The sequence below is a fragment of the Sphingomonas sp. ACRSK genome, from assembly GCF_022346685.1.
GTDB classification, from domain to species: Bacteria; Pseudomonadota; Alphaproteobacteria; order Sphingomonadales; family Sphingomonadaceae; genus Sphingomonas; species Sphingomonas molluscorum.
Genome location: NZ_JAKRNR010000052.1, coordinates 1 through 11,541, shown reverse-complemented (window position 1 = coordinate 11,541; position 11,541 = coordinate 1). Strand labels below are relative to the sequence as shown.

14 protein-coding genes and 1 pseudogene are annotated in these 11,541 nt (G+C 71.0%); 9 read left to right on the top strand and 6 right to left on the bottom strand.

Going from position 1 to position 11,541, the window contains the following annotated elements:
* The 3 genes from MHZ35_RS16985 to MHZ35_RS16975 all read left to right on the top strand — a co-directional run.
* The coding region (locus tag MHZ35_RS16985; protein ID WP_446741073.1) for a diaminopimelate decarboxylase family protein at positions 1–510 on the top strand (510 nt) is incomplete at its 5' end.
* A 1-nt stretch (position 511) separates the two neighbouring features.
* Complete coding sequence (locus MHZ35_RS16980; protein ID WP_239436724.1) at positions 512–1,276, top strand: precorrin-2 dehydrogenase/sirohydrochlorin ferrochelatase family protein; 765 nt, start codon at positions 512–514, stop codon at positions 1,274–1,276.
* Positions 1,273–2,232 (top strand): CorA family divalent cation transporter, encoded by a 960-nt coding sequence (locus tag MHZ35_RS16975; RefSeq protein ID WP_239436723.1) that lies wholly within the window; start codon positions 1,273–1,275, stop codon positions 2,230–2,232. The genes MHZ35_RS16980 and MHZ35_RS16975 overlap by 4 nt, the downstream gene beginning before the upstream one ends.
* A gap of 28 nt (positions 2,233–2,260) precedes the next feature.
* Here MHZ35_RS16975 and MHZ35_RS16970 read toward each other — a convergent pair whose 3' ends face one another.
* The 3 genes from MHZ35_RS16970 to MHZ35_RS16960 all read right to left on the bottom strand — a co-directional run bounded on the left by MHZ35_RS16970 (position 2,261) and on the right by MHZ35_RS16960 (position 3,779).
* Positions 2,261–2,920 (bottom strand): hypothetical protein, encoded by a 660-nt coding sequence (locus MHZ35_RS16970; RefSeq protein WP_239436722.1) that lies wholly within the window; start codon positions 2,918–2,920, stop codon positions 2,261–2,263.
* Positions 2,921–3,073: 153 nt separating this feature from the next.
* A complete protein-coding gene (locus MHZ35_RS16965; RefSeq protein ID WP_239436721.1) occupies positions 3,074–3,421 on the bottom strand; it encodes a hypothetical protein in 348 nt (115 codons plus the stop codon).
* 73 nt (positions 3,422–3,494) lie between these two features.
* Complete coding sequence (locus MHZ35_RS16960) at positions 3,495–3,779, bottom strand: hypothetical protein (protein WP_239436720.1); 285 nt, start codon at positions 3,777–3,779, stop codon at positions 3,495–3,497.
* A 405-nt stretch (positions 3,780–4,184) separates the two neighbouring features.
* Here MHZ35_RS16960 and MHZ35_RS16955 point away from each other — a divergent pair, with 405 nt between their 5' ends.
* Together MHZ35_RS16955 and MHZ35_RS16950 are read left to right on the top strand one after the other, a co-directional pair.
* Positions 4,185–4,358 (top strand): DUF465 domain-containing protein, encoded by a 174-nt coding sequence (locus tag MHZ35_RS16955; protein WP_125961282.1) that lies wholly within the window; start codon positions 4,185–4,187, stop codon positions 4,356–4,358.
* Between the two features lie 98 nt (positions 4,359–4,456).
* On the top strand, positions 4,457–4,897 hold the full coding sequence (locus MHZ35_RS16950; protein ID WP_239436719.1) for a hypothetical protein: 441 nt from the start codon (positions 4,457–4,459) through the stop codon (positions 4,895–4,897).
* A 52-nt stretch (positions 4,898–4,949) separates the two neighbouring features.
* On the opposite strand, the gene MHZ35_RS16945 is transcribed toward MHZ35_RS16950, so the two are convergent.
* Positions 4,950–6,176 (bottom strand): Gfo/Idh/MocA family protein, encoded by a 1,227-nt coding sequence (locus tag MHZ35_RS16945; protein WP_239436718.1) that lies wholly within the window; start codon positions 6,174–6,176, stop codon positions 4,950–4,952.
* 79 nt (positions 6,177–6,255) lie between these two features.
* On the bottom strand, positions 6,256–6,795 hold the full coding sequence (locus MHZ35_RS16940; RefSeq protein WP_239436717.1) for an NADPH-dependent FMN reductase: 540 nt from the start codon (positions 6,793–6,795) through the stop codon (positions 6,256–6,258).
* 117 nt (positions 6,796–6,912) lie between these two features.
* Here MHZ35_RS16940 and MHZ35_RS16935 point away from each other — a divergent pair, with 117 nt between their 5' ends.
* From MHZ35_RS16935 to MHZ35_RS16920, 4 genes are all read left to right on the top strand, one after another.
* Positions 6,913–7,122, top strand: coding sequence for a ParD-like family protein (locus MHZ35_RS16935; RefSeq protein WP_239436716.1), 210 nt, complete (start codon positions 6,913–6,915; stop codon positions 7,120–7,122).
* A gap of 1 nt (position 7,123) precedes the next feature.
* Entirely contained in the window at positions 7,124–7,939 is an 816-nt protein-coding gene (gene map, locus MHZ35_RS16930) for a type I methionyl aminopeptidase (RefSeq protein ID WP_239436715.1), read from the top strand.
* A gap of 8 nt (positions 7,940–7,947) precedes the next feature.
* On the top strand, positions 7,948–8,859 hold the full coding sequence (locus MHZ35_RS16925; protein WP_239436714.1) for a LysR family transcriptional regulator: 912 nt from the start codon (positions 7,948–7,950) through the stop codon (positions 8,857–8,859).
* Between the two features lie 84 nt (positions 8,860–8,943).
* On the top strand, positions 8,944–10,929 hold the full coding sequence (locus MHZ35_RS16920) for a TonB-dependent receptor domain-containing protein (RefSeq protein WP_239436713.1): 1,986 nt from the start codon (positions 8,944–8,946) through the stop codon (positions 10,927–10,929).
* A 67-nt stretch (positions 10,930–10,996) separates the two neighbouring features.
* On the opposite strand, the pseudogene MHZ35_RS16915 reads toward MHZ35_RS16920, so the two are convergent.
* Positions 10,997–11,541 (bottom strand): annotated as a pseudogene (locus tag MHZ35_RS16915) (TonB-dependent receptor); the annotation flags it as partial.

Genomic DNA, 11,541 nt, shown 5'->3' with positions numbered 1-11,541 from the left:
CCCCCCTCCCCCGCCGCCTATGGCGACATGGTCCGCCGCGCCACCGCCGGCTGGGACGCGCGCCTGATCTTCGAGCCCGGGCGCCTCATCGTCGCCAACGCCGGCGTACTCGTCTCGCGCGTGATCCGCGTGAAGCAGGGCGCTAACGCCCCCTTCGTGATCGTCGACGCGGCCATGAACGACCTGCTGCGCCCCAGCCTCTACGACGCCTATCACGCGATCGAGGCGGTGGCGCCCACCGGCCAGCGCGAGACCGTCAACGTCGTCGGCCCCGTGTGCGAGACCGGCGACACCTTCGCCACCGGCCGCACCATGGACCATGTCGCGGCCGGCGACCTCGTCGCCTTCCGCACCGCCGGCGCCTACGCCGCCTCCATGTCGAGCACCTACAACTCGCGCGCGCTCACGCCCGAGGTGCTGGTCTCGGGCGATCGCTTCGCCGTGGTCCGCGAGCGCCCGTCGATCCGCTCAATGGTCGAGGCGGACGTGCTGCCGGACTGGCTCGCCTGACATGATCGGCCTGCCGGTCCTGCTGCGGCTGGCCGGCAGGCCGGTGATCCTGAAGGGCAGCGGCCCCGCCGCCGACGCCAAGCGCCGCCTGCTCGAGCGCGCCGGGGCGCAGGTTGTCGAGGATCACCCCGACGCCCGCCTCGCCGTCGTCGCCCTTGCCGACGAGACGCAAGCGCATGCCGCCATCGCCGCGCTCCGCGCCCGCGGCATCCTGGTCAACGCGGTCGACCGGCCCGAACTCTGCGACTTCACCCTGCCCGCGATCGTCGACCGCGATCCGCTGCTGGTCGCGGTCGCCACCGGCGGCATCTCCGCCGGCCTCGCCGCCGCCGTCCGCCAGCGGCTCGAGACGCTGCTCCCCGCCGGCCTCGGCCGCCTAGCCGGACAGCTCCACGCCGCCCGCACCGTCCTGCGTCAGCGCTTCCCCGACGGCGACGCCCGCCGCCGCGCGCTCGGCACCGCGCTCTCCGCAGGCGGTGCGCTCGACCCGCTGACCGCACAGGATGACGACGCCGTCGCCCGCTGGCTCGACACCGCCGAGGCGCCGCCGTCCGAACACGTCCGCATCGCCCTGCGCTCGCCCGATCCCGACGACCTCACCCTGCGCGAGGCCCGCCTGCTCGCCCGCGCCGACCGGCTGGTCCACGCCCCCGACGTGCCTGCCGCCATCCTCGACCGCGCGCGCGCCGATGCCGATCGCATTGCTGGCGACACCCCCCCGCCCGACGCTCCGGGCCTTACGATCCTGCTGGAGATGCTGCGTTGAACGGCTTTGCGATGCAGGTGAAGGACGGCACGGCCCGCACCATCCCCCTGGAGGATGCGCTCACCGCAGACGGCGCGCTGGTGTGGATCCACCTCCATGGCGAGGAGCCGGCGCTGCGCCCCTGGCTGGAGGGCGTCGCCGGCCTCCCCGCCTGGGTCATCGACCCGCTGGTCGCGGTCGAGACGCGCCCGCGCTGCACCGCCATCGAGAACGGCGCCTTCGTCAACCTGCGCGGCCTTTCGCCCGACGATCTCGCCACCTCCGATCCGCTCGCCTCCGTGCGCCTCTATGCCGCCGCGGGCCGCGTGTTTTCGGTCACCCGCCACCGCCTCACCGCGATGCCTGCGGTCCGCGAAGAGGTCGAACAGGCCCAGGTCGCCGATCCGGGCGACCTGATCGTCGCCTTTGCCGAGGAAATCACGGGCGAGCTCGACCCGCTCGTCGCCGACCTCGGCGACACGCTCGACGATTGCGAGGGGGAATTGAGCGCCGACCGCGTGTTCGAGCTGCGGCGCATCGTCAGCCGCGCCCGCATCCAGGCGATCGGCTACCGCCGCTTCCTCAGCCCGCAGCGCGCGGCGCTCGAAAAGCTCTCGGCGCTGCCCGGCGACTGGCTCGGCGCCGACGACCGCCTCCACATCGCCGCCGCCGCCGACCAGGCCGCGCGCATGGCGGAGGAGCTGGAGGCGATCCGCGAACGCGCCGCGCTGATCCACGAGACGCTCACCGATCTGCGCGCCGAACAGATCGACCAGCGCTCGCTCCAGATCGCGATCGTCGCGATGGTGTTCCTGCCGCTGACCTTCCTGACCGGCCTGCTCGGCATGAACGTCGAGGGGATTCCCTTCGCCCACGCCCCCTGGGCCTTTGCCGGCGTGATCGGCGTCTGCATCCTGCTCGCTGCCGGCATCACCGGCTGGTTCGTCCACCGCCACTGGCTGAACCGCGCAAGCTAGAAGCGGCGCCGCCGTCCGTCCTTTTGGGCTAGCCTGCGGCCGCCGAGGCCCGGCCCGCCTCGACGATGCGATAGGAGGCGGTGGCCAGGATCGCCCGCAGCCCCGGATAGTTGAAGCGCGCCGTCTGGCCTTTCGCCATGCACGTCTCCACCACCGGCGTGAGGGTGCGGATCGCCGCGCGTTCGGCCTCGCTCGCCACCGGCGTCGCGAACAGGGCCGCGACCTCGCGGGATGCCGTGCGCGCGACGCAGTTGGCCGTCCGGTCGGTCTCGCCCAGCGTCTTCACCGCCGTCTTGGCCGGGTCATAGGCAAGCGCCTCCGGCAGGTTGCCGGCATGCGACAGCAGCTCCTCCGCGACCGCCCCCGCGAACAGCACCCCGGCGAACCGGCCCTGTTTTCCGGGCGAGCAGCTGGCGTTGGACAAGGCGAGCTTCCGGAGCGCCTGCTGATATTGCGGCGTCGTATAGTCCATCTGCAGCAGCGCCGCCGCCTTGGCGGGCGCGCGTCGCGCCGCACAGCGCCCGAACGCCTGCATCTCCGCCAGCGAGGCCGGGTCCGCCGCCGTCCGCGCACGCGCCGGGCGTGCGGTCTCGCCGGGATCCGGGGATGCCGAGGCGAGCGACGACGCGCGCTCCTGCGGAACCTGCGTCTGCCCCAGCAGCAGCGCGGCGATCACGGTCGCGATCACAGCACCCCTCCCCGATCCGCCGACTCACCTGCCTTTGCGATGCTGACGTGCATTCGGCCGCCTCCCTCAAAGCGCGACGTTCCGTGCCTCGGCGCAGGAACGCCTTCTCCGCAAAGCTGATCGCAAATCTCGGCCGACGCAAGCCGGATCGCTCTAACGCCGCGTTCCGCGCCGAAGCCGCGCCGCCAGCGCCGAAACCGCCGCCGCCGGCAGCGCCAGCACCCCCAGGATCAGCACCCCGGCGACCCAGAGCCCGCCGCTCTCCCCGTCTGCGATCCACAGCACCGGCAGCTGGCCAAAGGTGATCAGCACGCCGGCCGGCCACCCCGGCTTCCGCCAGAACCATCCGGCGACCGCCGACAGGGCAAGGGACGCGGGCACCCACAGCCGCCAATAGGCTTCCGCATCCCACGGCTCGCGCACCCCTGCCAGCCGGCACGCGCCGAGCCAGCAGAGCGCGCTTGCGACCACCAGCAGCAGCGCCTTCAGCCCGGTCGGCACGGGTGCTCCTTGCAAAAGATCGGGGCCCGACCGCCACCGGCTGCCTCCCGCCCGACCGGCGGGAGGCGCGGGGCTATGCTGCCGAGAACAGCGCCAGCGCCACGAGCGCCGGCACCCCGATCAGCAGGATCATCAGCACAAGGCTCAGCGCGCCCGGTTCGTCGCGCGTCGGGGCGGCGCGGAACGATGCCAGCGCCTCCTCGCGGCCGGCGTCGGTGCCCTCCATCTCCAGGTGGAAGGTGTTGGAAAAGAAATGCTCCGGCCGCATCACCAGCTCGCGCGGCGCGGGGTCGGCGTGGATCTGCGATGCATCCGCCACCGGACGGCGCGCCGGGGTCATCGAAACTGCTTCGGTCATGACAGGGATTCCGCTTACTCGAGGACCGGGCGCGCAGGGCGCGTCCCGACGTTCGGATCGAATAAGTCCCGGGCCCGGGCGGCACGCCGCCGAACCCGGGCTACGCGCGCGCGGCGAGTTGGCCGGCGTGGTCGCGGAAGCGCTGATATGTCGCCTGTGCGGACATGGACGAAGGGTGATCCCGCCGGCCGGCTTTGTCAACCAGACCCACTTTGTTACACGCCAGTGCCTTGACGGAGGCGCACCGCACCCTAGCTTGAGGGTGCGGGCCGGGCCCCTCTGGCGCTCCTCCTTCGGGAGGAACGTGATGTCGGACCGCATCGGGTGATCTCGATGTTGGCCTGGCTTCCTGCCCCCTTTCATCGCCGATCATCCGATCTTTCAATCTCGGATTGGAGAGAGGCTTTGAACACCTTCGTCTATAGACTCACCCAGCTGCACCAGCGGCTCGACGAGCAGATCCGCGCCGAAACGAAGCGGCGCACCCCCGACACGCTGAACCTGCTGCGGCTGAAACGGCTGCGCCTGCGTGTGAAGGATCGGCTGCACGCCATGAGCCGCCGGCCGCAGCCCGCCTGATCGGGCCCGCCGCATCCACCCTGCCGGCGGCCCGCGGGCGATGGCAGCAGTCAGCGCCCGCCCCCGGCCCCCCATTCAGACGATCCGGAAGTCTCATCATGTCTCTAGCAATCGGAGCGATGCTCCTCGCCGCCGCCACCGCCACCCCGGCGGGCGCGCATCAGATCACCGTCCAGCACGCCTCCGGCCCGGTGCAGGCCGACTATCGCGGCACGGTTCGGGTCGAGCACCGCCAGCTGGGCACCGTCGCCCCGGGCGGCCGTCCCTCGACGCTGCGCTGCGCCTGGACCGCGCACCTCTCGGTCGATCGCGCCGCCACGCGCGGGCAGGACGCCTCCTTCTCGCGCAGCTTCGTCCGCAACGACGTGGCGAGCGGCAGCCGCCCGGGCTGGTGCAGCACCAATCGCGACGCGATCGCGCGCGACGTCGCCGCACGGGTCGGCGACACCGGCCGCCACCTCGCGCTGGCAGCGGGCGAGGACCGGCCCGTCCTCGATGCCGAGCTGGACCGGCTGCCCCCGGCACGGTCCACCAGTTGATCCGGGCGCGGACCCCGGGCCGCCGGCAAGGTCCGGCGGCCCGTGAGCCCGATCAGCCCCGCATGCGTCCGTCGGGCGCCAGCTTCACCGTCTGGCCGCGCTCGGCCGAGGCGTAGATCGCCTCCATCAGGCGGAGGTCGCGCAGCCCCATTTCCCCCGGCGTCCGGATCGGCGAGCCGGTGCGGATGGCATCGGTGAAATGGTCGAGCTGCCCCGCGAACTGCACCTCCGGGTCGCCGGGGGAGAACTCGCGTGCCCCGCGCCCTTCGGTCCACATCTTCTGGCCCGAATAGCTGGTCGCCGGGTCCATCTTCAGCACGCCCTCGGTGCCGCGCACCTCGGCGAAGTTGATGCCGGCCGAGTCATAGGAGGTCACCAGCTGCGCGACCGCACCCGACGGGAAGCGCCATTGCGACGACACATGCGCCAGGATCTCGGCGAAGCGCGGGTCGCCTGAGGGGCGGAAGGTCGTGGCGCTGATGCTCTCCGGCATCTCGCCGGTCAGGTAGAGCGCCGACTGCAGGCCATAGATGCCGTAGTCCTCCAGCGGCCCGCCGCCCGCCAGCGCCCGGCTCGCCCGCCAGTTCTCGCTCGGGCTCGTCGGCCCCATGCGATAGGATTGCTCGGTGCGCAGCAGCCGGATGGTGCCCACCGCCTTCTGCCGCATCAGCCGCATCGCCTCGACGTTGTACGGCTCGAAGTGCGATCGATAGGCGATCATCAGCTTGCGGTTGGCGCGCTTGCCCGCCGCGATCATCCGCTCGCACTCCGCGCTCGAAAGCGCCATCGGCTTTTCGCACAGCACATGCTTGCCCGCGGCAAAGGCGCGGATCACCCATTCGGCATGCAGGCCGGTGGGCAGCACGACATAGACCGCCTCGATCCGCTTGTCGGCCGCGATCCTGGCGAAGTCGTCATAGGAATAGCGCGCGTCGGCGGGCACGCCATAGGCGTCGCCCACCTGGCGCAGCTTCTCCGGATTGCCCGAGACGATCGCCGCGACATGCGCCCGCTTTGCCTGGGGGAAGCGCGGCATCATCTGGTTGAGCGCATAGCCGCCCAGCCCCACGATCGCGAAGCCGACGCTGTCGGCGGCCTTGCGCGCCGGGGGAGTCGTCGGCAGCTTCGCCCCGCCCGGCAGCGGCTGTCCGGCCAGCTTTGCGCCGCCGCTCCCCTGGACAAGCGTGGTCGCCGGACCTGCGGCGGCGACCAGCGAGGCGGCCGCCACGCCTCCCCCGGCCTGGAGCAACCCTCTTCGCGTCACCACGCTCTCCACCATCGCCTGTCTCCTTGTCGGGAACTGCTGTGTCGGTATGTCCTGCCTTGCGAATGTCGTGTCGATGCCGCGGGGCGCTGCCTCAGCCGCGCCCGACGAAGCCCATGATTTGCCCCACCATGGTCGCGATCTGCGGCTCGGCCTCGTGGATCGCATTAGGGCTCGCCAGCGTGTTGATCGCAACCCCCATCGGCGTCGGCCAGCCGCGCAGCGCGTGCGCCACCGTGCGCAGCGTGCCCAGCGTCGCCACCGCCGCCTGCCAGCCTGCCGCCGTCGCGATGATCCCCACCGGCAGCCCGTCGAAATAGACGCGCTCGTCGCTGCGCATCAGCTCGACATGGTCGAGCGCGTTCTTGACCAGCCCCGACAGCGTGCCGTGGTATCCCGGCGATCCGATCACGATTCCGTCCGCATCGCGCAGCGTCGCCAGGAACGCCGCGATCACCGGATTCTCCAGCGCGCTTTCGGGCTCGTAGTTGGGAAAGTCGATCGCGGCCCCGGTCAGCAAGGTGGTGCGCGCGCCCAGGCTCTCGGCCTGGGCGAGCGCGATCTCCAGCGCGCGGGCGGTGCCCGAGCTGGCGCGGAGCGTTCCGCCGATGGCGACGATATGCGGCTGCTTCATGGTCCCGGCGCTACCGCAAAGCCGCAGCGCATGCCAGCGCGCCGCTGCCCTCCGGTTGACCCGTCGATATACGATCCATATACGCTTCGCATATCCCTGCCTGCACAAGGACCCCCGATGGGCATCGTGAAGATCGACGACCACCTCCATGCAGAGGTGCGCCGCGCCAGCACCGTGATGTGCCGCTCGATCAACGCCCAGGCCGAGTTCTGGATGAAGATCGGCATGCTCGCCGAGGCCAACCCGACCCTCTCCTTCAGCGACATCGTGAAGGCGGAGCTCGCCGCCGCCGTCGACCTGCCGCCCGCCCACGCCGCGGCCGCCTGAGATGGTGAAGACCCCGGAGGAACTCGCGCTGATGCGCATCTCGGGCAGGCTGCTCGCCTCGGTGTTCGAGATGCTCGACGCCCAGGACCTCGCCGGCATGTCGACCCTACAGGTCAACGACCTGGTGGAGCGCTTCATCACCGACGACCTCGCCGCCCGCCCCGCCAGCAAGGGCCAGTACGGCTTCCAGTACGTCCTCAACTGCTCGATCAACGAGGTGGTCTGCCACGGCGTGCCGAGCGCGCAGGACATCATCCGCGACGGCGACATCATCAACCTCGACATCACGCTGGAGAAGAACGGCTTCATCGCCGATTCCAGCAAGACCTACATGGTCGGCACCGTCAATCCGGCCGCGCGCCGGCTGGTGCGCGTCGCGCAGGAGGCGATGTGGGAGGGTATCCGCCAGGTCCGCCCCGGCGGGCACCTGGGCGATATCGGCGCCGCGATCGAGCGCCATGCCAAGAAGAACGGCTATTCGGTCGTGCGCGAATATTGCGGCCATGGCATCGGCCGCGAGATGCACGAGGAGCCCTCCGTCCTCAACCACGGCCGCCCCGGCACCGGCCCCAGGCTGCGCGAGGGCATGACCTTCACCGTCGAGCCGATGCTCAACCAGGGCAGCCGCCGCGTCGCCACCGCCGACGACGGCTGGACCGTCGTCACCGAGGACGGCCGCCTCTCCGCCCAGTTCGAGCACACCGTCGCGGTGACCAGCACTGGCGTCGAGGTGCTGACATTGCGCAGCGACGAGGCCGCCAGCACCGGCAGCCGGCGGAGAGACGCCCGTGTTGCTATCGACAGGCGTTCGCAATAACGGGGGTTGTGCACCTCCCCTCGCTCGACCTCAACCTCCTGGCCATGTTGGCCGTGCTGCTGCGGACGTGCAGCGTCACCGCCACCGCCCGCAAGCTCGGCCTCAGCCAGCCGACGGTCAGCCGCTCGCTTGCCCAGTTGCGCAGCGCGATCGGCGATCCGCTGCTGGTCCGCGTCGGCAACCGCATGTGCCGCACCGCGCGCGGCGACGCGCTGCTGGAGCCGGTCAGCAACTGGCTGGAGTCGGCCGCCGTCCTGATCGAGTCGCCGGAATTCCAGCCGGCCTCATTGCGACGGCGCTTCCGCATCGCCGCCACCGACTTCGGCGTGATGGCGGCAATCACCCCGGCGCTGCCGGCGATCCTGAAGGCCGCGCCCGAGGCCGCGATCGACATCGTGCCGCTGCCGTTCGAGCCCGCGGCGGCGCTGGCCGCGGGCGACATCGACCTCGCCGTCTCCGGCCTCGACTATAACCCTGCGCAGCTGCACGGGCGCGCGCTGTTCACCGACAGCTTCGCCTGCCTGATGCGGCCGGAGCATCCGCTCGCGACCGGGGACGGCGCGCTGACCCTGGACCAGCTGCTCGGCTGCGCCCACCTCGGCATCACCGTCAGCGATGCCGAGGTGGAACGGCTGGACCATGTGCTGGGGGAGGTCGCGCGGGCGCGCAAGGTCAGCGCCCGCATCCCCTATTTCCACGCCGCCGCCGGGGTGATCGCCGGCAGCGACCTCCTCATGATGCTGCCGCTCCGGGCAGCCCGCACCTTTGCCCGCGTCCACGGCCTCGCGCTGCGACACGCCCCGGCCGAGGTCGGCACCCTCCACTACACCCTCCTTTGGCACGAGCGCAGCGCACAGGATCCGGCGGTCTCCTGGCTCGCCGACCGGCTCGGCACCGCCTGCCATTCGTCCAGCGAATAGCCGATATACGCTGCGGACCCCTTGGCGAACGGCGCCTACCCCGACAATGAGCCTGCGACTTATTCGCAATAGCAGGGGGAATGCATGTCTCGCTTTGGGTGGCTCGCCGGAACGGCGACCCTGACGCTCGCCGCAGCGGTCGCCGCACCGCTCCACGCCGAAGAGGTGCCGGCCGCGCAGCAGAGCCTCAACACCGACGAGATCGTCGTCACCGCCACGGCGCGGGAACAGCAGGTCAAGGACGCGCCCGCCTCCATCAGCGTCATCACGCGGGAGGATCTGGAGCGGCTTCCCTATCGCGAGGTGACGGACGCGCTGCTGGAAATCCCCGGCGTCACCGTCACTCCGGGCGAGGGCAACAGCCGCGACATCTCCATCCGCGGCATGGCGCCGCAGTACACGCTGATCCTGGTCGACGGCAAACGCCTGTCCTCGCGCGAATCGCGCACCAACGGCGGCAGCATCAGCGAAGGCGGCCTGCTACCCCCGCTCGAGGCAATCGAGCGGATCGAGGTGGTGCGCGGGCCGATGTCCTCGCTCTACGGCTCGGATGCGATGGGCGGCGTCGTCAACGTCATCACCCGGGCCATATCGGACCGCTGGCGCGGCAGCGCGCGCGTCAACGGCACGCTCCAACTCGGCGACGACTTCGGCAACGTCTATGACGGCAACTTCTACCTGTCCGGGCCGCTCGCTGGCGACGCGGTCGGCATCCAGCTCCAGGGTTCGCGCAACCGGCGCAGCGAGGACGACGTGATCGGCGGCACGCCGGAGCGCCACGACGATTCGATCGCAGGCAAGCTCGGCTTCGATGCCGGCGCCGACCACCGCTTCCTGGTCGAGGGCGGCTATTATCGGCAGAAGACCATCTCCACCGCCGGCAAGACCGTCGAGGCGAGCGACACCGTGCCCGAGGGCACCCAGGACACCATGACCCAGAAGCGGTGGGTCGCGTCGCTCAGCCACAGCGGCAAGTGGGGCTTCGCCGCGTCCGAAAGCTACCTCCAGTACGAGGATGCCGAGCACGTCGAGGGCGAGAAGCGGATCAAGAACACGGTCGGCCAGTCGATCTGGACGGTGCCGCTGCCCTCCAACATGCTCAGCATCGGCGCCTTCTACCGCAACGAGGATCTGACCGACCTCACCGGCAACCGCCTCAACGGATCGACCCGCACGGGCGCCAGCCGCACCAACTGGGCGCTGTTCGCCGAGAACGAGCTCGCGGTGGCGGACGGGTTCAAGCTCACCGGCGGCCTGCGCATGGACGACGACGAGCAATATGGCACCCACTGGACGCCGCGCGTCTATGCGGTGTGGAACATGACGCCCGACTTCACGCTCAAGGGCGGCTATTCGCAGGGCTTCCGCGCGCCCAACCTGCGCCAGACGCTCGAGGACTGGGGCCAGACGAGCCGCGGCGGCACGATCTACGGCAACCCCGATCTGGAGGCGGAGACCTCGCGCACCTTCGAGGCGTCGCTGCTCTATGACGGCGACGGGTTCCAGGCGAGCCTGGCCGCCTACGACACCCGCTTCAAGGACAAGATCACCCGCGTCACCTGCGAGGAAGCGGCCGCCTGGTGCATCGACGAACCGCTGAGCACGATCGGCCGGCCGCCGACCACCTATGTCAACGTGGACCGCGCGCGGGTCCAGGGCATTGAGGCGACCGTGGACGTGCGCCTCACCCCGACGCTGCGCCTCAACGCCTCGGGCACGCTCACCGATTCCGAGCAGCTGAGCGGCGCGAACGCCGGTGCCGCGCTCAACGACACGCCCAAGCAGCAGGCCAGCGCCTCGCTCAACTGGAAGCCGGCGGGCGGCTTCAGCGGCTACGTCCGCGCCATCTACCGCGGCGAGGAAGCCGTGACGGAGGCGCAGATCAGCGGCGAGAACGTCGTCGCCGCCTCCTACACCACCGTCGACATCGGCGGCAGCTACCGGCTGACGGAGGCCGTGACCCTCCACGGCGGCATCCAGAACCTGTTCGACAAGCGGCTGGACTATGCCGACTATGCCTATGTGATCGATCCGGCCCGGCTCTGGCTGGGCCTTGCCGCGCGCTTCTGATCGCGCCGGCAGGGAAGCGCCACGGGCGCGGCAGGCCGGCTTCCCCCGGCTGCCGCGCCCGCGGTTCTCAGAAGAACAGCTTGCGCACGCTGATCCGCACCGTCCGCCCGAGCGGATCGAGGAACCCGCCCTGGTAGCTCAGCGGCACCGTCCCTTGCGCGCTGGTCACTTCCTGGCGCTGGTTGAAGATGTTGTCGACCGACAGCGTCACCCGCGTGCCGCGCAGCCACGGATGGTCGCGCACCAGCGCCGGCTGCTGGCCCAGGTTCGCGAACAGCCGCAGGTCGGCGGTGGCGAGCGAGCCGAAGCGCAGCTGGTCGTTGCCGGTCGTGCCGCCGTTGACCTCGGTCGCGCTCTGCCAGTTGGCGCTCACGCGCGCGCCCAGCCCGTTGACGACATAGCCGCCCTGCAGCTGGATCTGGTGGCGCGGCTGGCCGCCGCGGCTTCCCGATGCGGAGCCGTTGAGCAGGTCCAGCTCGGGCAGCCCCTCGCGGATCAGGATCGAGTTTTCGAACTGCCAGGTGTGATAGGCCGCGAACTGCAGCCGCCCGCCGGCCCCGCCGCCGCCGCGCGAAGCGCGGGGCGAGCGTGGCCCGGGCGGGGGACGCGGGC